This is a genomic window from Pseudomonas sp. JBR1, from assembly GCF_028198185.1.
GTDB classification, from domain to species: domain Bacteria; phylum Pseudomonadota; class Gammaproteobacteria; order Pseudomonadales; family Pseudomonadaceae; genus Chryseomonas; species Chryseomonas oryzihabitans_E.
Genome location: NZ_CP116340.1, coordinates 4637025 through 4655627 on the forward strand (window position 1 = coordinate 4637025; position 18603 = coordinate 4655627).

18 protein-coding genes are annotated in these 18603 nt (G+C 66.3%); 7 read left to right on the forward strand and 11 right to left on the reverse strand.

All coding sequences use genetic code 11. The features are described from left to right. Positions 1 to 71: 71 nt before the first annotated feature. From PJ259_RS21445 to lipA, 4 genes are all read left to right on the forward strand, one after another. A complete protein-coding gene (locus tag PJ259_RS21445) occupies positions 72 to 1232 on the forward strand; it encodes a D-alanyl-D-alanine carboxypeptidase family protein (protein WP_059313893.1) in 1161 nt (386 codons plus the stop codon). Between the two features lie 73 nt (positions 1233 to 1305). After that, the gene (locus PJ259_RS21450; RefSeq protein WP_271654106.1) at positions 1306 to 1581 is read left to right on the forward strand and encodes a DUF493 domain-containing protein; all 276 of its coding nucleotides are present in this window, start codon (positions 1306 to 1308) and stop codon (positions 1579 to 1581) included. After that, entirely contained in the window at positions 1581 to 2237 is a 657-nt protein-coding gene (gene lipB / locus PJ259_RS21455; protein WP_271654107.1) for a lipoyl(octanoyl) transferase LipB, read from the forward strand. Before PJ259_RS21450 ends, lipB begins: the two co-directional genes overlap by 1 nt. A 1-nt stretch (position 2238) precedes the next feature. Next, positions 2239 to 3240, forward strand: a complete 1002-nt coding sequence (gene lipA, locus PJ259_RS21460) for a lipoyl synthase (RefSeq protein ID WP_271654108.1) — start codon at positions 2239 to 2241, stop codon at positions 3238 to 3240. A 131-nt stretch (positions 3241 to 3371) separates the two neighbouring features. On the opposite strand, the gene pgm is transcribed toward lipA, so the two are convergent. Further along, positions 3372 to 5036: a phosphoglucomutase (alpha-D-glucose-1,6-bisphosphate-dependent) gene (gene pgm, locus PJ259_RS21465; protein WP_271654109.1), complete on the reverse strand. Its 1665-nt coding sequence runs from the start codon at positions 5034 to 5036 to the stop codon at positions 3372 to 3374. 158 nt (positions 5037 to 5194) lie between these two features. Then, entirely contained in the window at positions 5195 to 5944 is a 750-nt protein-coding gene (locus PJ259_RS21470; RefSeq protein WP_271654110.1) for a TSUP family transporter, read from the reverse strand. A gap of 28 nt (positions 5945 to 5972) precedes the next feature. Between PJ259_RS21470 and PJ259_RS21475 the strand changes: the two genes are divergently transcribed. Next, a complete protein-coding gene (locus PJ259_RS21475; RefSeq protein ID WP_271654111.1) occupies positions 5973 to 6956 on the forward strand; it encodes a LysR family transcriptional regulator in 984 nt (327 codons plus the stop codon). A gap of 46 nt (positions 6957 to 7002) precedes the next feature. On the opposite strand, the gene PJ259_RS21480 is transcribed toward PJ259_RS21475, so the two are convergent. The 5 genes from PJ259_RS21480 to leuS form a co-directional block, all read right to left on the reverse strand. Continuing rightward, complete coding sequence (locus tag PJ259_RS21480; RefSeq protein WP_271654112.1) at positions 7003 to 8325, reverse strand: lytic murein transglycosylase; 1323 nt, start codon at positions 8323 to 8325, stop codon at positions 7003 to 7005. Positions 8326 to 8398: 73 nt separating this feature from the next. Then, positions 8399 to 8560 (reverse strand): alternative ribosome rescue factor ArfA, encoded by a 162-nt coding sequence (gene arfA / locus PJ259_RS21485; protein ID WP_059313899.1) that lies wholly within the window; start codon positions 8558 to 8560, stop codon positions 8399 to 8401. 83 nt (positions 8561 to 8643) lie between these two features. Further along, on the reverse strand, positions 8644 to 9687 hold the full coding sequence (gene holA / locus PJ259_RS21490) for a DNA polymerase III subunit delta (RefSeq protein ID WP_059313900.1): 1044 nt from the start codon (positions 9685 to 9687) through the stop codon (positions 8644 to 8646). A gap of 48 nt (positions 9688 to 9735) precedes the next feature. Then, entirely contained in the window at positions 9736 to 10350 is a 615-nt protein-coding gene (locus PJ259_RS21495; protein ID WP_059313901.1) for an LPS-assembly lipoprotein LptE, read from the reverse strand. Positions 10351 to 10375: 25 nt separating this feature from the next. Continuing rightward, positions 10376 to 13039 (reverse strand): leucine--tRNA ligase, encoded by a 2664-nt coding sequence (leuS, locus tag PJ259_RS21500; RefSeq protein ID WP_271654113.1) that lies wholly within the window; start codon positions 13037 to 13039, stop codon positions 10376 to 10378. Between the two features lie 177 nt (positions 13040 to 13216). Between leuS and PJ259_RS21505 the strand changes: the two genes are divergently transcribed. Beyond that, positions 13217 to 13540, forward strand: a complete 324-nt coding sequence (locus PJ259_RS21505) for a hypothetical protein (protein WP_237140571.1) — start codon at positions 13217 to 13219, stop codon at positions 13538 to 13540. A gap of 41 nt (positions 13541 to 13581) precedes the next feature. Further along, positions 13582 to 14343, forward strand: coding sequence for a YdcF family protein (locus PJ259_RS21510; protein ID WP_271654114.1), 762 nt, complete (start codon positions 13582 to 13584; stop codon positions 14341 to 14343). Here PJ259_RS21510 and lnt read toward each other — a convergent pair. From lnt to PJ259_RS21530, 4 genes are all read right to left on the reverse strand, one after another. Then, a complete protein-coding gene (gene lnt / locus PJ259_RS21515; RefSeq protein WP_059313905.1) occupies positions 14334 to 15881 on the reverse strand; it encodes an apolipoprotein N-acyltransferase in 1548 nt (515 codons plus the stop codon). The genes PJ259_RS21510 and lnt overlap by 10 nt on opposite strands. Before the next feature lie 322 nt (positions 15882 to 16203). Further along, positions 16204 to 17043 carry an HlyC/CorC family transporter gene (locus PJ259_RS21520; protein WP_059313906.1) on the reverse strand — a complete coding sequence of 280 codons (840 nt, stop codon included), beginning with the start codon at positions 17041 to 17043 and terminating at the stop codon, positions 16204 to 16206. A 7-nt stretch (positions 17044 to 17050) separates the two neighbouring features. Further along, positions 17051 to 17506, reverse strand: coding sequence for an rRNA maturation RNase YbeY (gene ybeY / locus PJ259_RS21525; RefSeq protein ID WP_271654115.1), 456 nt, complete (start codon positions 17504 to 17506; stop codon positions 17051 to 17053). Continuing rightward, positions 17496 to 18512 carry a PhoH family protein gene (locus PJ259_RS21530; protein ID WP_271654116.1) on the reverse strand — a complete coding sequence of 339 codons (1017 nt, stop codon included), beginning with the start codon at positions 18510 to 18512 and terminating at the stop codon, positions 17496 to 17498. Before PJ259_RS21530 ends, ybeY begins: the two co-directional genes overlap by 11 nt. Between the last annotated feature and the right edge of the window lie 91 nt (positions 18513 to 18603).

The following is an 18603-nucleotide window of genomic DNA, read 5'->3' on the forward strand; positions in this document are numbered from 1 at the left end:
GTGCGGATCGAGGTGGGCCTGGTGTCCTGGGTCCGCTGCTCCTGCCATACCCCAACCTTTCAGAGATTCGGATGACAATCGCAAAAATCGCTCGACGCCTGCTCCTCCTAGTAACGATCGCCTGTGTCCCGGCCGTCTGGGCGGCCGAGACAATGGTCCCGGCAGCGCCCCAGCTGGCCGCCAAGGCCTGGATTCTCATGGATGCCAACAGCGGCGCCGTGCTCACCGAATCCAATTCCGACCAGCGCCTGCCGCCGGCCAGCCTGACCAAGCTGATGACCGCCTATATCGCCACCCTGGAAATCGACCGGGGGCGCATCAAGGAATCCGACATGGTCACCGTCAGCGAGCACGCCTGGCGTACCGGCGGTTCGCGGATGTTCATCAAGGTCGGTACCCAGGTGTCGGTCGGTGACCTGCTGCACGGCATCATCATCCAGTCCGGCAACGACGCCAGCGTCGCCCTGGCCGAGCACATCGCCGGCAGTGAAGATGCCTTCGCGGACATGATGAATACCACCGCGCAGAAGCTGGGCATGCAGAATACCCACTTCATGGACGCGACCGGTCTGCCGGACCCGAACCACTATTCCTCGGCCCATGACATGGCCATCCTGGCGCGCGCCATCATCAATGCCGATGCCCAGCACTACGCCATCTACTCCCAGAAGGAATTCTTCTGGAACAACATCAAGCAGCCCAACCGCAACCTGCTGCTGTGGCGCGACAAGACCGTCGACGGCCTGAAGACCGGCCACACCGACGAAGCCGGCTACTGCCTGGTGGCTTCGGCCGTACGCGACGGCATGCGTCTGGTCGCCGTGGTGTTCGGCACCAACAGCGAACAGGCCCGCGCCGCCGAGACCCAGAAGCTGCTGACCTACGGCTTCCGCTTCTTCGAGACCCAGTCCTTCTACAAGAAGGGCACCGAGCTGGCCAAGGCGCCGGTCTGGAAGGGCGACGCCCGCGAGGTCCAGGCCGGTCTGGCCAATGACCTGACCATGACCCTGCCGCGCGGCCAGGCCAAGAAGCTGCATGCCGAGATGGTGCTCAATCCGCAGCTGACCGCTCCCATCGCCCAGGGCCAGGTGATCGGCAAGGTCGAGGTGAAGCTGGATGACAAGGTGGTGCACACCGCCGACCTGGTCGCCTTGCAGCCGGTCGAGGAGGGTGGCCTCTTCCGTCGCCTGTGGGATAGCATTCGCCTGTTCTTCTACGGATTGTTCAACTGATCCGTTGTTCTGGAAAGGCCCGCGCTCGCGGGCCTTTCGCCCCCTGCCGACAGCGGTCGGCCTGGAAGTCCGCATGACCGAAGACGTACAACCCCCCAAGATCGAATTTCCCTGCCCGCGTTATCCCATCAAGGTGATCGGTGATGCCGCTGCCGATTTCGCCGAGCTGGTGCTTGATATTGTCCAGCGCCATGCGCCGGATCTCGACCGTGGCACCCTGGTGACCCGCGATAGCCGCAATGGTCGCTTCCTGTCGGTGCAGGTACTGATCACCGCTACCGGCGTAGATCAGCTGCAGGCCATTCACCAGGATCTGCGCGCCACCGGCCGCGTACACATGGTGATCTGATGACCATTCCCGCCCCGGTAAGCCTGGGCGTGCGCCGCTGGGGCCTGCGGCCCTACGAGGCGACCCTGGAGGCCATGCGCCGCTTCACCGATGAGCGCAGCGCCCAGACGGTCGATGAACTCTGGCTGCTCCAGCACCCCGCGGTCTTCACCCAAGGTCAGGCCGGCAAGCCCGAGCATCTGCTCGCCGTGGGCGACATTCCGGTGGTGCAGGTCGATCGTGGCGGCCAGGTCACGTACCATGGTCCCGGTCAGCTCATCGCCTATGTGCTGCTGGATGTTCGCCGCAAGGGCCTGGGCGTGAGAGAATTGGTCAGCGCCATGGAAGACAGCCTGATCGCGCTGCTCGCCGATTGGGGTGTGCAGGCCGAGGCCCGGGCCGATGCGCCGGGTGTCTATGTGGACGGCGCCAAGATCGCCTCGCTGGGGCTGCGCATCCGTAATGGGCGTTCCTTCCACGGACTGGCGCTCAACGTTGACATGGATCTGGCGCCCTTCCGCCGGATCAACCCCTGCGGTTATGCCGGCCTGGCCATGACCCAGCTCCGCGATCTGGTGACCGGGCCACTAGCTTTCGACGACGTCCGCGAGTCTCTGGTCCGTCACCTGAGTCTGCGCCTGGGCTACCCCGAACCGATCACCCTGGAATCGGATTGACATGACCACTACAGTACAAGACAGCGTCCAGACCCTTACCCCGCCCGCCCGCCCCAACAAGGTGGAAGCTGGCGTCAAGCTGCGCGGTGCCGAGAAGGTCGCACGCATCCCGGTAAAGATCATTCCTACCGAGGAGCTGCCGCGTAAGCCGGACTGGATCCGCGTGCGCATCCCGGTTACCCCCGAGGTCGAGCGCATCAAGCAACTGCTGCGCAAGCACAAGTTGCACAGCGTCTGCGAAGAGGCCTCTTGCCCAAACCTGGGCGAGTGCTTCTCCGGCGGCACCGCCACCTTCATGATCATGGGTGACATCTGCACCCGTCGCTGCCCCTTCTGTGACGTCGGCCACGGCCGGCCGAAGCCGCTGGACGTGGACGAGCCGAAGAACCTGGCGGTGGCCATCGCCGATCTGGGCCTCAAGTACGTGGTGATCACCTCGGTGGACCGCGACGACCTGCGTGACGGCGGTGCCCAGCACTTCGTCGACTGCCTGCGCGAGATCCGCAAGCTCACGCCCGGCATCCAGCTGGAGACCCTGGTGCCCGACTACCGCGGCCGCATGGACGTCGCCCTGGCGATCACCGAGCAGGAGCCGCCGGATGTCTTCAACCACAACCTGGAGACCGTCCCGCGCCTGTACAAGGCCGCGCGCCCCGGTTCGGACTTCGAGTGGTCGCTCGACCTGCTGCAGAACTTCAAGAAGCGCGTGCCCCACGTGCCGACCAAGTCCGGCCTGATGCTGGGCCTGGGCGAGACCGACGAGGAAGTCATCGAGGTCATGCAGCGCATGCGCGAGCACGAGATCGACATGCTGACCCTCGGCCAGTACCTGCAGCCCTCGCGCAACCACCTGCCGGTGCAGCGCTTCGTCCACCCGGATACCTTCGCCTGGTTTGCCGAGGAAGGCGCCAGGATGGGCTTCAAGAACGTCGCTTCCGGTCCGCTGGTGCGCTCGTCCTACCACGCCGACCAGCAGGCGCACGGCGCCAAGAAGATCAGCTGATCCTCGCGTCGTAATAGAGAAGGGCAGCCACTGGCTGCCCTTTTTCATGCTGGCTGCGCAGCCAATCCCTCACCGACCCGCTTTTAGCGTCCTCTCCCTGAGGGAGAGGGTTGGGGTGAGGGCGCGCGCCATCAGCCGCGCAGCACGCCGTCCACCAGCGCCTTGGCTTCTTCCTGGATGCGGCCCAGGTGGGCTTCGCCCTCGAAGCTTTCCGCGTAGATCTTGTAGACGTCTTCGGTGCCCGAGGGGCGGGCGGCGAACCAGCCGTTCTCGGTGACCACCTTGAGGCCGCCGATGGCGGCGCCGTTGCCGGGAGCCTCGGTGAGGATCGCGGTGATTGGCTGGCCGGCCAGCTCCTTGGCCGTCACCTGGGCCGCGGACAGCTTGCCGAGGCGGGCCTTCTGCTCACGGTCGGCGGCGGCGTCGATGCGCTGGTAGACCGGCGCGCCGACGCGCTCGGTCAGGGCCTGGTAGCGCTCGCCCGGGTCCTTGCCAGTCACGGCGGTGATTTCCGCCGCCAGCAGGCCGAGGATGAGGCCGTCCTTGTCGGTGGACCAGGCGCCGCCAGCCTTGCGCAGGAAGGACGCGCCAGCGGATTCCTCGCCACCAAAGCCCAGGCTGCCGTCCAGCAGGCCGTCGACGAACCACTTGAAGCCTACCGGCACTTCCACCACCTGGCGGCCGATGCCCTGGGCCACCCGGTCGATCATCGAGGAAGACACCAGGGTCTTGCCGATGCCGGCCTGCTGGCTCCACTGGGGTCTATGGGTGAACAGGTACTCGATGGCCACCGCCAGGTAATGGTTGGGGTTGAGCAGGCCCACCGAGCGGGCGACGATGCCGTGGCGGTCATGGTCGGTGTCGCAGGCGAAGGAGACGTCGAATCTGTCCTTGTTCTCGATCAGGCCGGCCATGGCATGGGGCGAGCTGCAGTCCATGCGGATCTTGCCGTCCCAGTCCAGGCGCATGAAGCGGAAGGTCTGATCGACACGGGTCGACAGCACTTCCAGCGGCAGGCCATAGCGCTCGGCGATGCGCGGCCAGTAGTGCACCCCGGCGCCGCCGAGGGGGTCGACGCCAAAGGTCAGGCCGGAGCCACGGATGGCGTCCAGGTCGATGACCTGGCCCAGCCCGCTGACATAGCTGTCGAGGAAGTCGAATCTCTGGGTAGTGGCAGCCTTGAGCGCCTGGCGATAATCCATGCGCTGGACACCTTCCAGACCGTTCGCCAGCAGGGCATTGGCACGGTCCTGAATCCATTTGGTGACGTTGGTGTCGGCCGGACCGCCATTGGTGGGGTTGTACTTGAAGCCGCCATCGGCCGGCGGGTTGTGCGACGGGGTGATGACGATGCCGTCGGCCAGGCCCGAGGTACGGCCGGCGTTGTATTCGAGGATGGCATTGGACAGCGCCGGGGTGGGCGTATACCCCGGCTCACCGTTGGTCTCGGCGCAGCCCGCGTCGATACGGACGTCCACGCCGTTGGCGGCTAGGACTTCCAGGGCGGAGATGAAGGCCGGCTCGGACAGCGCATGGGTGTCCATGCCCATGAACAGCGGACCGTCGACGCCCTGTGCCTTGCGGTACTCGCAGATGGCCTGGGTGATGGCGAGGATGTGCCACTCGTTGAAGCTGCACTTGAGCGAGGAGCCGCGGTGCCCGGAGGTGCCAAAGGCCACCTGCTGACCTGGATCGCTGGGCTCGGGGCGATCGCTGTAGTAGCGCGCCACCAGGCGCGGCAGATGGGTCAGGGTGTTCTCGTCGGGAAGGCGTCCTGCGTTGGGAGCGAGCGTCATGAAAGCGTCCTGTATACGTCGGAAAGAGGCAGCGGTCGGGCATATGGCCTGGTCTGAACGGTAACCGCGGCTAGGTGGTTTTCAGCCAAGCCCATAGACCGTGGCACCGGCCGAAGGTGCAGCCTACACCGGCTGACCCGCATGGCACTGTGACGCGCTCAGCCAAGATAGCCCAAGCGCAGCAGATAATGCAGGACGGCGTAAGCACCCAACAGCAGCAAACCACCAAAGAACAGACGACGGAACAGGTGTTCGTCCAGGCATAGGCGCACGCGCTGGCCCAGCCACATGCCTGCCAGGGCCGGTAGCAGCAGGAGGCTGGAGCCGCCCAGGCGTTCCACGGCCAGCGCGTCCTGCCACCAAAGGCCCATCAACAGCGCCAGGGTGGCCACGGTGAAGGTCAGCCCCAGGGCTTCGACCAGCCGCTCCTTGTCCAGGGCCAGGCTTTGCAGATAGGGCACCGCCGGCAGTACGAAGACGCCGGTCATGCCGGTGATCAGGCCGGTGACGAAGCCTACCAGCGGAGCGATCTTGCCTTCATGGCGACCCGGGGTGGGCGGGCGCCAACCCGTCCAGCCGATCACGCCATAGGCGACCAGTACCGCGCCTAGCCCGGCGGCGAGTCCGGCGCCGTCGCCGCGGGTCAGCAGCGGGATGCTGAGCAGGGTGCCTGGCACCAGTGCCAGTTGCAGCGGCAGCAGGCGCCTGAAGCTCTGCCAGGGGGCCGGACCGGCGCAGAATTGCCAGACATTGGTAAGCAAGGAGGGGATCAACAGCAGGGCAGCGGCTTCGGTCGGGGTCATCAGCAGCGCCAGCAGACTCATGGCGACGGTGGGCAGGCCCAGGCCGAGCAGTCCCTTGGTCAGCCCTGCCAGCAGAAAGATCAGGGTGCAGAGCAGCAGGGTCATGGTCGTCTCCGTGGGTGGAGGCGTTACCATGCTGCCCAGGACCGTGGGTGAGAAGCCGGGATTGGCGAAGGCTGCCTATGGTCGCGACAGAGGCTTCCTCGCCATGCGCTACGACCTGCTAGATCTCCGTCTCTTCGCCAATGTCGTCGCGGCGCGCAGCATCACCCTGGGCGCCGAGCGCACCCACCTGGCGTTGCCCTCGGCCAGCGCTCGTATCAAGGGCCTCGAAGAAAGCCTAGGTACGCCGCTGTTGATACGTCACGCTCGCGGTGTACGACCCACGCCCGCCGGCCTGACCCTGGAGCGCCATGCCCGGGCGATCCTGCAGCGGTTGGACGAGATGACCCAGGATCTCGTCGGCGCGGTGGCGGACAGCCGTACGCAGGTGCGGCTGCTGGGAAATGGCACGGCGGTGATGGAGCACCTCGATGAGCCGTTGGCGAAGTTCCTTCAGGCGCAGCCCACGGTGGATGTGGAGGTCGAGGAGCTTTCCAGCCCACGCATCGTGCTGGCGCTACGCGAAGGCCGCGCTGACCTGGGAATTTTCGTCGCGGCACCGGGTTTGGAAGATCTGCAGGTCCGGCCCTTCAGGACGGACCCGCTGATGCTGGTCGCCGCTCCAGGTAGCCTCCCCTTCAGGGAAGGGGAGGCGGTCGACTTCGCGCGACTACTCGAGCAGCCCTTCGTAGGCCTGTCCCGTGGCAATGCCTTGCAGCTCCATGTGGAGGCCCAGGCAGCGCAATGGGGCCGGGAGCTGGCGATCCGTATCCGGGTGCCGAGTCCGGCCCAGGCCTGTGCGCTGGTCGCGCTCGGTCTAGGCGTGACTATCCTGCCGGCCGCGAGCCTGACGCGGGTGGCGAGGGGATCGGCGCTGATCAGTCATCCGCTGAGCGATGCCTGGGCGCGCCGCGAGCTGGTGGCGGGCTGTCGGGATTTCGCCGAGCTGTCGTCGGCAGCGGCAGCCTTGCTGGAGACGTTGGTGCAGGGGCAAAGCGACAAGGCCGAAGACTGATGATCGACGACCCGACCTCGGTTGAGGTGCGGGTCGTCGCCAGGCTCTAGCCGCGCAATTTTTCCAGCAGCTGATGATTGGGATAGCCGTCTGCGGGCCAGCCCTGGGACTGCTGATAGGCGCGGATGGCCTTGCGGGTGTTGGCGCCGATAATGCCATCGGCGCTGCCCGGGTCCAGGCCGAGCGCGGCCAGGCGCTGCTGCAGTTCGACACGCTCGCTGCGGCTCAGCGGCAGGTCGTCGGTGGGCCAGCTGCCAGCGATCTGGCCGGCGTCGCGATAGCGCTCCGAGAGCAGCGCCACGCCCAGGGCGTAGGAGCTGGAGTTGTTGTACCTGAGGATGGTGCGGAAGTTGTTGAACACCAGGAAGGCCGGGCCGCGATGGCCGGCGGGCAGCAGCAGCGAGGCGCTGTCGCTCGGCAGGGCCGCCGGTTGCGGCAGGCCGAGGCCCTGGACGCCCAGGGCGTTCCACTCGGCCAGGGTCTTGCGCACGCCCATGTCGGCCAGGCTGTAGTCGAAGTTGGTGGGCACCCGCACCTCGTAGCCCCAGGGCTTGCCATCCTGCCAGCCGGAGGCCTTGAGGTAGTTGGCGGTGGAGGCCAGGGCGTCGGCAGTGGAGCCCCAGATGTCGCGGCGACCGTCGCCGTCGAAGTCCACCGCGTACTGGTCGTAGGTGGTGGGAATGAACTGAGTCTGGCCCATGGCGCCCGCCCAGGAGCCGATCATGCGGTCGGCGGTGACGTCTCCGTGCTGCAGGATGCCGAGGGCGGCGATGAGCTGGTCCTGGGCGAAGTCCGGGCGGCGACCTTCGTAGGCGAGGGTCGCCAGGGAGCGGATGACGCCCTTGTTGCCCATGTTGTTGCCGTAGTTGCTCTCCATGCCCCAGAAGGCCACCAGACGCGCGGGCTCGATGCCGTAGCGGGCTTCCAGGGAGGCAAGCAACCCTGCTTGTTGAATGAGCAGGCTCTTGCCATTGCGCACGCGCAGCGGCGAGACGGCGGATTCCAGGTATTCCCAGACCGGCTTGGTGAATTCGGGCTGGCTGCGATCGGCGGCGATCACCGCCGGATCGGGCTCGACGCCGGCAAAGGCCTGGTCGAAGGTCGCTGCCGAGACGCCACGGCCCAGCGCCAGGGTGCGGAAACGGCTACGCCACTGCTCGAAGCTCTCGTCCGGCTGGGGCATGGCCTCGGCCGCGTTGGCGGAGGCGTTCGCCGCAGGGGCGGGACTGGGTGAGGTCGGAGAGGAGGACGCCGTGGTGGGCGCCGTCTGAGTCTGGGCGCAGGCGGCCAGGGCGGCGGTCAGCAGGGTGACCAGGGTTCCGGCGAGGAGGCCGCCGGTCTTGAATCCGCGGGTTTTCCCGAATTGCATCTGTCTCCACCGGACGTCTAGGCAGGAAGCCTCACCTTAGCACGGCCCGGGTCCTGGCGTCTGGGCCTAGCTTTCAGGCGGCCAGAAAGACCGAAGCCTTCTCGTCTTGCAACGAGAAGGCTTCGCGGCGGTAGCTGCCTTTGCCCTTGGCGGGTCGCTCCTGGCGTGAGCGAAAACAGGGATCGCTGACGAGGACCTTGGCCTTGTTGGGGCCGCGGCTGTATTTCTTGGCCATGCGTGCGTACTCCGAAGGAGGAATGTCACCCCTTGATGGGGGCATGCCAGTCTATTGCAAGGGCCGGGGATTACAAGGAGCGGCTATGGCGAGGGCTTGGTCAGCGTCAGCCGCTTGCCAGCAAGCATCAGGGCGAGGCTGGCGAGGGTCAGCCAGACATCGCCAGGTGCCTGTCCCTTGATCTGTTCGTCGGCGACCTGGGCGTCCCGCAGCAGGGCTTCCAGACGACGTGCGCCCTGGCGCTGCAGGGCCCGACTGACCAGGGGACGGCGCTTGTCCCACACCGGCGGCTTCACCTGGGTGAAGGCGCGCTCCAGGGGCGTGCCGCTTTCCTGCAGGTAGGCCAGGTTGGCCAGCAGGCGTAGTTCGCGGGCCAGGGCCCAGAGCACCACGGCCGCTTCCACGCCTTCACCGCGCAGGCCTTCGAGGATGCGCACTGCATGCTCGGCATCACCGGCCAGGGCAGCGTCGAGCAGGCCGAAGACGTCGTAGCGGGCGCTGTCGGCCACCGTGGCGCGTACCGTCTCGGCGTCCACCTGGGAGCCCTCGGTGAGCAGGCGGAGCTTTTCGATTTCCTGGGCAGCGGCCAGCAGGTTGCCTTCCACCCGCTCGGCGATCAGCTCGACGGCTTCAGGGGTAGCGGCCAGGCCCAGACGCGACAGACGCTGGTTGATCCACTGCGGCAACTGCGCCAGTTCCACCGGCCAGATCTGCACGAATTGCGCCTGCTCGTGCTCCAGCAGGGCCTTGGCCCACTTGGTCTTCTGGGCCGCGGCATCGAGCCGCGGCAGACTGATCAGCAGCAGGGTGTCTTCGGCGGGGCGGGCCAGGTAGTCGAGCAGGGCGGCGGAGCCCTTGTCGCCGGGCTTGCCGGTGGGCAGGCGCAATTCGAGGATGCGTTTCTGGGCGAACAGCGAAAGGCTGGCGCCGGCCTCGTAGAGACGGCCCCAGTCGAACCCGGCATCGACGTCGAAGACCTCGCGTTCGTCGAAACCCTGGGCGCGGGCCGCGCCACGAATGGCGTCGCTGGCTTCCTGGCAGAGCAGGGGCTCATCGCCGCTGACGGCATAGACGGCGGCCAGCGAGCCCTGGAGCTGCTTGCCCAGCTGGTTGGCGTTGAGTTTCATGGTGAACCGGGATGGCAAACCGGAGCCTTGCGGCTCCGGGTGCGGCGCTTAGCGCGCAGGGGTGGGGATTTCGATGGGCGACTGCTGCGGCGGGGCGGACTCGCGGGCGCGGCGGTCGGCTTCGGCCTTGGCGGCGGCGCGGGCGTCGGCGTCGCGTTGCAGCTTGTCCAGACGCTCGGGCGTCAGGGCCTGCAGGCGAGCGGCCAGCTGCTGCACCAGTTCGCGGCGCATCTCGCGGCGCAGCTGGTCCTTCTGCTGTTCGGAACCGACGATGTTGTTCTGGTCGGTCACGTAATAGCGCTGGGTTTCCAGGTAGTCGCTGACCAGCACCGCCTGGTTCTTGCCGACGATGGTGTAGGGCTGACGGGTAGTCAGCTCCACTTCGGCACTGCGGGCGCCGCTGGTGTAGCTGGCCGTGCGCTCGCTCTGGGCTTCGCCACCCAGATCCAGGGTGTAGGGCGCACCCGAGGTGATCCGGACATGGGCGTCTTCGAGCATGTCGCGCACGTCCTTGACGGTCTGGCCGTAGGCGTCGCGCGCCGTCAGGTTCAGCTCGTTCACGGTCAGGCGCGTTTCACCGGTGCCGCGCAGCTGGAAGCCGCAGGCCGTGAGCAAGGTCGCCAGGCCGACTACCGCAAGGCCGGGGAGAATCCGTTTCTTCATCTGTTGTCTGCTCCGTTCGCGTGTCTTAGTTGGCGACGATGTTGACCAGTTTACCCGGGACCACGACGACCTTGCGGATGGTCAGGCCCTCGGTGAAGCGCGCCACGTTCTCGTTGGCGCGGGCGGCGGCCTCGATGGCCTCGCGGCTGGCGTCGGCCGGTACTTCGATCTGGCCGCGCAGCTTGCCGTTCACCTGGATGACGATCTGCAGGCTGTCCTGCACCAGGGCGCTTTCGTCCACCTGCGGCCAGCGGGCATCGATGACCGCGTCGCTGTGGCCCAGCTGCTGCCAGAGACCGTGGGCGATGTGCGGGGTGATGGGCGCCAGCAGCAGGGTGACGGCCTCCAGGCCTTCCTGCAGCAGACGGCGATCGGTATCGCTGTCCTGGGCGGCCTTTTCCAGCACGTTCATCAGGGTCATGACCGCGGCGATGGCGGTGTTGAACTTGTGATGCTGACCGATATCCTGGCTGGCCTGGCGGATGGCCAGGTGGATGGCACGGCGTACGTCCTTCTGGGCGGGCGACAGCTCGCCGAGGGCGCCGGCGCTCGGCAGCCCCTGGCCCACATGGGCCTGGGCCAGACGCCAGACACGACGCAGGAAACGGCTGGCGCCTTCGACGCCGGAGTCGGACCATTCCAGGCTCATGTCCGGCGGCGAGGCGAACATCATGAACAGGCGGCAGGTGTCGGCGCCGTACTGGTCGATCATCGCCTGAGGGTCGACGCCGTTGTTCTTCGACTTGGACATCTTCTCGACGCCGCCGATTTCCACCGGCTGGCCATCGCTCTTCAGGCGCGCGCCGATCACCTTGGCCTTGGCATCGCGCTCCACCTCGACATCGGCCGGGTTGAACCAGTCCTTGCTGCCGTTGGGATTGGTGCGGTAGTAGGTCTCGGCCACCACCATGCCTTGGGTCAGCAGGTTCTCGAAGGGCTCGTCGGAATCGATCAGGCCCTGGTCACGCATCAGCTTGTGGAAGAAGCGCGAGTAGAGCAGGTGCAGGATGGCGTGCTCGATGCCGCCGATGTACTGGTCGACCGGCAGCCAGTAGTTGGCTTCTTCCTTGTCCAGCATGCCGCCGGTGAAATTGGGCGAAGCATAGCGGGCGAAGTACCAGGAGCTTTCGACGAAGGTATCCATGGTGTCGGTTTCGCGGCGGGCCGGCTGGCCGTTGCGCGGATCGACGGTCTCGTAGAACTCGGGCATGCGCGCCAGGGGCGAGCCGGCGCCATCGGGTACCACGTCTTCGGGCAGCACCACCGGCAGCAGATCGGCGGGCACCGGGATGTCGACGCCGTCGTCACCGTGGATGATGGGGATCGGGCAGCCCCAGTAGCGCTGGCGGCTGATGCCCCAGTCGCGCAGGCGGAACTGGGTGCGCGGCTGACCCAGGCCCTTGGCCTGCAGATCGGCGCCGATGGCGTCGAAGGCGGCGTCGTAGGCGAGGTTGTCATAGGCGCCGGAATTGATCAGGAAGCCTTCCTTGCTGCCGTACCAGTCCTTCCATTGCACCGGGTCGAACTGGTAGCGCTCGTATTCCGCCGGGCTGTAGTCGTCCGGATTGGCCAGCACACGGGTGGCCTCTTCGGTATCCACCACCTGGACGATGGGCAGCTGGTACTTGTTGGCGAATTCGAAGTCACGTTCGTCGTGACCGGGAACGGCCATGACCGCACCGTCGCCGTAGTGCATCAGCACATAGTTGGCGACCCAGACCGGCAGGCGGGCATCGGTCAGCGGATGACGGACGAACAGGCCGGTATCCAGGCCTTTCTTCTCCTGAGTGGCGATGTCGGCCTCGGCGACGCCGCCGCGCTTGCACTCGTCGATGAAGTCCTGCAGCTGGGCATTGCCCTGGGCGGCCTGGGTGGCCAGCGGGTGTTCGGCGGCCACGGCGACATAGGTGGCGCCGAGCAGGGTGTCGGGGCGGGTGGTGAAGACCTTCAGGGTGCCTTCGGCGCCGATGCTCTCCTGGTCATAGGGGAACTGCACCTCCATGCCGCGGGACTTGCCGATCCAGTTGCGCTGCATGGTCTTGACCTGCTCGGGCCAGCCGGGCAGGCCATCGAGGGAGGTCAGCAGCTCTTCCGCATAGTCGGTGATGCGGAAGTAGTACATGGGGATCTCGCGCTTCTCGATCAGCGCACCACTGCGCCAGCCGCGGCCGTCGATGACCTGCTCGTTGGCCAGTACGGTCTGGTCCACCGGGTCCCAGTTCACCGTACCGTTCTTGCGGTAGATGATGCCCTTCTCGAACAGCTGGGTGAACAGCCACTGCTCCCAGCGATAGTAGTCGGGCTTGCAGGTGGTGACCTCACGGGACCAGTCGATCGCCAGACCCAGGCTCTGCAGCTGGGACTTCATGTAGGCGATGTTCTCGTAGGTCCACTTGGCCGGGGCCACGCCGTTCTTCATGGCGGCGTTTTCGGCGGGCATGCCGAAGGCGTCCCAACCCATGGGCTGCAGGACGTTCTTGCCCAGCATCCGCTGGTAGCGGGCAATGACGTCGCCGATGGTGTAGTTGCGCACGTGCCCCATGTGCAGCTTGCCGCTGGGGTAGGGGAACATCGACAGGCAGTAGAACTTCTCCTGGCCCGGGCGCATGGTGGCCTTGAAGGACAGATTCTGGTCCCAGAAGGACTGGGCGGCGGCTTCTATTTCGCGGGGCTGATAGTGTTCTTGCATGGGCGTGTCGAGGGCTGCAGAGGCGTTTGATCGAGCCGCCAAGCATACATGACCCCCCGAGCGCGGGGAAATGTCCCGGTCCGCCGCTTGTTTCGCATTCCGGGGGAGGCAGGGTCCAGAGGGCCGTACTAGGCTATTCGAACGCCTGTTCAATTATCCGGGAGGATGATCGCCATCATGGGAAAGTTTCGACGCGAGTCCGAAAAGCTGCCCGTCGACGTACGCCTGCAACGCCGCCTGGCCCTGGCGCTGGATGAGGCCGCCACCCAGGAGCGCCTCTACGACAGCGCTGACGGGGAAATAGAGGTGCAGGGCCTGAGTCCGGCCGAGTATGCCCTGATCAGGCGCTGGCTGGAACGTCACCAGGCGACGGAGGCGGCCATGGCCTGCTGCCTGGGCTGCGGACGGGTACAGCCGGTGGGATCCTTCTGCAGTCACTGCCAGGGACGCCAGGTCCTGGTCGAGAGTCCTTCTGCTCGGGTTCGCGCTCCCCTACACTGAGCGCCGCCGCGACCTGGAGGTCGCCACCGACCGGAGGGACCATGGGTCTGCGTTATTTCTTCAAGCAACTGCTGCTGCCACCGGGCGGCCTGCTGTTGCTCCTGCTCTGTGGCTGGTGGCTGCGTCGTCGTCATCCGCGACTGGGGCTGGCCTGCTTCCTTTGCGGTCTGCTAGGCCTCTGGGCCAGTACCCTGCCGGCCATGGTGGAGTTCGGCGGTCGTCTGCTGGAACGCGATGCCGCCCTGCCCGAAGCCCGCTGGGCGGGCCTGGCGCAACAGGCGGATGCCATCGTGGTACTTGGCGCTGGCCGCGAGGTGGACGATCCCGGCTGGGGAGGCGATGCCGCCAGTCACCTGGCGGTGGAGCGACTGCGCTATGCGGCGCGCCTGGCCAAGGCCAGTGGCCTGCCGGTACTGATCACCGGTGGTTCGCCCCATGATCGCCCGCTGAGCGAGGCGGCGCTGATGATCGAGGTGATGGAGCGCGACCTGGGGGTTCCGGTGCGCTGGCAGGAAGGGGCCAGCCGTACCACCTGGGAGAACGCCACCCTGAGCGCGCCGCTGCTGCGCGAGGCCGGGGTCAAGCGGGTGGTGCTGGTGACCCAGGCCTACCACATGGCCCGTTCGCGCTGGTGCTTCGAGCGCCAGGGCTTCCAGGTGGTCGCCGCGCCCATGGGCTTCATCGGCATCCCCAACGGCCGGCCCTTTGGTGGCTGGTTGCCGGAAGCCAAGGCGGTCGAGCAGACCGCCCAGTTGCTCAACGAGACTGCCGGGCTCTTGCTCTATCCGCTCGCCTATCGCTGAGTCACCACCAGCGGTGCTTCTTCCGGACGATCCTGCCGCCGCAACAGCAGGCCCCACAGCAGCACCAGGACGGAAAAGATCGCCAGCGGCCAGAGGCGGTAATGCAGGTAGGGCGTCAGGCCATCCATGGGCACCACGGTGCCCTGCAGCACGCCGACCTGGAAGGCCGGGATCTGCCGGCTGATACGCCCGAAGGGATCGACCAGGGCGGTGATGCCGTCGTTGGTGACCCGTACCAGCCAGCGACCGGTTTCCAGGGCACGCATCTGCGCCATCTGCAGGTGCTGTTGCGGACCGATGGACTTGCCGAACCAGGTGTCGTTGCTGATAGTGAGCAGCAACTGGCTCTGGGCGGCCAGGTCGGCGACGAACTCCGGATAGACCACCTCGTAGCAGATGTAGGGCGCCACCCGATAACCCTTCACCAGCAACGGCTCCTGATGCTCGGGGCCGCGGACGAAGTCGGACATGGGCAGATCGAAGAAGCCGATCAGGCCCCGCAGGTATTCCTGCAGCGGCACGTATTCGCCAAAGGGCACCAGTTTCTGCTTGTAGTAGGTGCCCGAGCCGTTGCCGACCGCGGTGATGCTGTTGAAGTAGCGCGAATCGCCATCGGCATCGCGTTCGCGGGCGGGGAGGCCGGTGACCAGGGCCCCGCCATGGGCGGCCACTTGCGCCCCTTCGGCGGCGAGGAAGTCGCCGACGTATTCACGCAGCACGGGAATGGCGTTTTCCGGCCAGACCACCAGGTCGGCATCGGTCTGCTCGGCGGTATGGTCGCGATAGAGCGCCAGGGTGGCCCGTGCATGGTCCGGATTCCACTTGAGTTCCTGGGCGATGTTGCCCTGGACCCCGGCGACCTTGAGCGGAGCACCGGCCGGTTGCGTCCACACCTGGCCCTTGAAGACATCGCCCGCGACCCAGGGCAGGGTCACCAGCACCAGGGCCGCGACCAGGGCCACCGGCCGCAGGATCAGCCGTGGGGCATTGACCAGCAGGGCCGCAGTAAAGGCCAGCACGGCCGAGATCAGCCAGACGCCGCCCAGGGGCGCCAGGCCCTGCAGAGGGCCGCTGAGCTGGCTGTAGCCGAGCAGCAGCCAGGGAAAGCCGGTCAGTGCCCAGCTGCGGAACAGCTCCAGGGCGAACCACAGGCCGGCGAAGGTGAGGGCATCGCCCAGGGGTGCCTGGTTGCGTCTCAGGCACAGCGCCCAGAGCCAGGCCGGCAGCGCGAAGAACAGCGCGATGCCGGCGCAGAAGCCCACGGTAAGCAGTAGCGCCAGGGGTACGGAGGCGGCGCCGTAGTCGTGGATGCTGACGTAGATCCAGCTGGTGCCGGCGAGGAAGGCGCCGAAGCCATAGCACCAGCCGCGCAGCAGGGCACGCCAGGCGGTGAGGCCCTTGAGGCCCAGGTAGAAAAGACCGGCCGACAGCAGGGCCAGTGGCCAGATATTGAAAGGGGCCAACGCCAGGGGCGTGAGGGCGCCAGCGAAGAGCGCCAGAAGGTTGCCCTTCCAGCCAGGTTGAGAGATCCAGCGCATCGAAAATCCTTGGTCCGATCGAGGCTGCGCAAGCTTACTCGCCAGCGCGAGTCAGTGCCAAAGGCGCTTGAGGGAGAGCGAGCCAGGTCGCAGTTGGGGAGGGGGTGGTAAAGGCTATCGCGGCCATGGCGATCCGTCGGTTGGGCTAGGACGACTCTATCGTCGAAGCCCAACAGTCGTGCAGTCGAGGCAAGGCCTGCTGGGCTTCGCTGCGCTCAACCCAACCTACGGCGGTCCGTAGGAGGGCGTGCGATGCGGGTTGCCTAGGCAGAGACCGGCCTTCACCCCAACCCTCTCCCGGAGGGAGAGGGGGCAAACGCGGCTAGCGGTTGACCGGGGTGACCCGCAGCAGGTGGATGCGGCGGCCGTCGGCGTTGAGGACGCGGAAGCGGAAGTCGTCGATCACCGTTTCCTCGTTGCGCTTGGGCAGGTGACCCAGGCGATTCATCACCAGGCCGCCGGCGGTGTCGGCGTCGGTGTCGGCGAAGCGAGTCTCCAGGGTCTCGTTGAGCGTCTCGATGGGCGTGAGCGCCTTGACCACGAAGTCGCCATTGGGCAGCGACTTGATGAAGCTCTCTTCCTCCACGTCGTGCTCGTCCTCGATCTCGCCGACGATCTGCTCCAACACGTCCTCGATGGTCACCAGGCCGGCGACGCCGCCGTATTCGTCCACCACGATGGCCATGTGGCTGTGGGTGGAGCGGAATTCGCGCAGGAGCACGTTGAGGCGCTTGGACTCGGGCACGAAGGTGGCCGGGCGCAGCACCGCCTTGAGGTCGAAGGGGAGCTCGTGGTCCAGCAGCAGCAGGGGCAGCAGGTCCTTGGCCAGCAGCAGGCCGAGGACGTCGTCAGGGCCGTCGCCGATCACCGGATAGCGGGAGTGGGCGGCCTCGATCACCGCCGGCAGGAATTCCGCCGGGGTCTGGTGGGCACGGATGCTGATGATCTGGGAGCGCGGCACCATGATGTCGCGCACCTGCAGGTCGGCTACCGAAATGGCGCCCTCGACGATGGACAGCGCCTCGCTGTCGAGCACCTTGTTCTCGTGCGCTTCACGCAGCAGTTCCAGCAGCTCCTGGCGGCTCTTGGGTTCATGGGCAAAGGCCTGGACGATGCGTTCCAGCCAGGAACGATGCCCATTGCCTGATCGATCTTCGTTCATGTGTGTGTCATTCACCGTAGGGATCGGGATAGCCCAGTTCAGCGAGCAATTGGCGTTCCAGGTCTTCCATCTCCTCGGCTTCGTCATCTTCCAGATGATCGTAGCCCAGCAGGTGCAGGCAGCCGTGGATGACCAGGTGCGCCCAGTGCGCCTTGACGGGCTTGCCTTGCTCGGCGGCTTCGCGGGCCACCACGGGGGCGCAGATCACCAGATCGCCGAGCAGGGGAATATCGAGGAATTCGTCCGGCACGTCGGCCGGAAAGGACAGCACGTTGGTGGCGTAGTCCTTGTGCCGCCAGGTGCGGTTGAGCTCGCGGCCCTCGTCTTCGTCCACCAGGCGAATGGTGAGCTCCGAATCGCCCTGGCGGGCGCGCAGGGCCAGTTCACACCAGTGGCGTAAGTCCGGCTCCTCGGGAAGATCGGCCGCCTCGCTGGCGACCTGGACGTCCAGCTCAATCGCCATGGCGATCCTCACCGTTGCCGCGCGGCTTGTCCTGCAGCGCTTCGAAGCGGTCATAGGCCTCGACGATGCGCTGCACCAGCGGATGGCGCACCACGTCCTTGGACTCGAAATGGGTGAAGCCGATGCCGGGCACGTCACGCAGGACCTCGATGACATGCTTGAGGCCCGACTTGGTACCACGCGGCAGGTCGACCTGGGTCACGTCACCGGTAATCACCGCGGTGGAGCCAAAACCGATCCGGGTGAGGAACATCTTCATCTGCTCGAGGGTGGTGTTCTGGCTTTCGTCGAGAATGATGAAGCTGTTGTTGAGGGTCCGGCCACGCATGTAGGCCAGCGGCGCGACCTCGATGACCTGCCGCTCGATGAGCTTGGCCACCTGCTCGAAGCCGAGCATCTCGTAGAGGGCGTCGTACAGGGGTCTCAGATAGGGGTCGATCTTCTGCGCCAGATCGCCGGGCAGGAAGCCGAGCTTCTCGCCGGCTTCCACCGCCGGGCGTACCAGCAGGATGCGGCGGATCTGCTCGCGCTCCAGGGCGTCCACGGCGCAGGCCACGGCCAGGTAGGTCTTGCCGGTACCGGCCGGGCCTATGCCGAAGTTGATGTCGTGATCGAGGATCGACTTGACGTAGCGCTGCTGGTTGGCGCCACGCGGACGGATCATGCCCTTCTTGGTGCGCAGGGCCACGCTGGTGTCGCCGCCGCTACGGTGCTCTTCCTGCAAGGCTTCCAGGCCGGACTCCTGCAGATAGAGGTGCACCAGTTCCGGCGCCACCGCCGTGCCACTGGCGGTCTCGCGATAGAGGCGCTGCAGGAGGTTCTGGGCCGCGCGGGTGCGCTCGGGATCGCCGACCAGTTCGAACTGGTTGCCGCGGTTGCGGATCTCGATGCCAAGACGCCGTTCGATCTGGCGCAGATTCTCATCGAGCTGGCCGCACAGGTTGGCGAAACGGTCGGCGTCGAAGGGTTCGAGGGTGAAATGCTGGAGCGTCTGGGGGGTATTCAAGGTGTGCTGGGAGACCCTTTGGATTGGCTTTACGAAAACTTGACGTAGCGTGAGAGTAACCTGCGTCGCGCCCTTGGCAAAGGGCGCGTGC

Coding starts and splice junctions, on each gene's coding strand:
- PJ259_RS21445 (WP_059313893.1), top strand. CDS start 72: ATGACAATCGCAAAAATCGCTCGACGCCTGCTCCTCCTAGTAACGATC.
- PJ259_RS21450 (WP_271654106.1), top strand. CDS start 1,306: ATGACCGAAGACGTACAACCCCCCAAGATCGAATTTCCCTGCCCGCGT.
- lipB (WP_271654107.1), top strand. CDS start 1,581: ATGACCATTCCCGCCCCGGTAAGCCTGGGCGTGCGCCGCTGGGGCCTG.
- lipA (WP_271654108.1), top strand. CDS start 2,239: ATGACCACTACAGTACAAGACAGCGTCCAGACCCTTACCCCGCCCGCC.
- pgm (WP_271654109.1), bottom strand. CDS start 5,036: ATGACGCTCGCTCCCAACGCAGGACGCCTTCCCGACGAGAACACCCTG.
- PJ259_RS21470 (WP_271654110.1), bottom strand. CDS start 5,944: ATGACCCTGCTGCTCTGCACCCTGATCTTTCTGCTGGCAGGGCTGACC.
- PJ259_RS21475 (WP_271654111.1), top strand. CDS start 5,973: ATGCTGCCCAGGACCGTGGGTGAGAAGCCGGGATTGGCGAAGGCTGCC.
- PJ259_RS21480 (WP_271654112.1), bottom strand. CDS start 8,325: ATGCAATTCGGGAAAACCCGCGGATTCAAGACCGGCGGCCTCCTCGCC.
- arfA (WP_059313899.1), bottom strand. CDS start 8,560: ATGGCCAAGAAATACAGCCGCGGCCCCAACAAGGCCAAGGTCCTCGTC.
- holA (WP_059313900.1), bottom strand. CDS start 9,687: ATGAAACTCAACGCCAACCAGCTGGGCAAGCAGCTCCAGGGCTCGCTG.
- PJ259_RS21495 (WP_059313901.1), bottom strand. CDS start 10,350: ATGAAGAAACGGATTCTCCCCGGCCTTGCGGTAGTCGGCCTGGCGACC.
- leuS (WP_271654113.1), bottom strand. CDS start 13,039: ATGCAAGAACACTATCAGCCCCGCGAAATAGAAGCCGCCGCCCAGTCC.
- PJ259_RS21505 (WP_237140571.1), top strand. CDS start 13,217: ATGGGAAAGTTTCGACGCGAGTCCGAAAAGCTGCCCGTCGACGTACGC.
- PJ259_RS21510 (WP_271654114.1), top strand. CDS start 13,582: ATGGGTCTGCGTTATTTCTTCAAGCAACTGCTGCTGCCACCGGGCGGC.
- lnt (WP_059313905.1), bottom strand. CDS start 15,881: ATGCGCTGGATCTCTCAACCTGGCTGGAAGGGCAACCTTCTGGCGCTC.
- PJ259_RS21520 (WP_059313906.1), bottom strand. CDS start 17,043: ATGAACGAAGATCGATCAGGCAATGGGCATCGTTCCTGGCTGGAACGC.
- ybeY (WP_271654115.1), bottom strand. CDS start 17,506: ATGGCGATTGAGCTGGACGTCCAGGTCGCCAGCGAGGCGGCCGATCTT.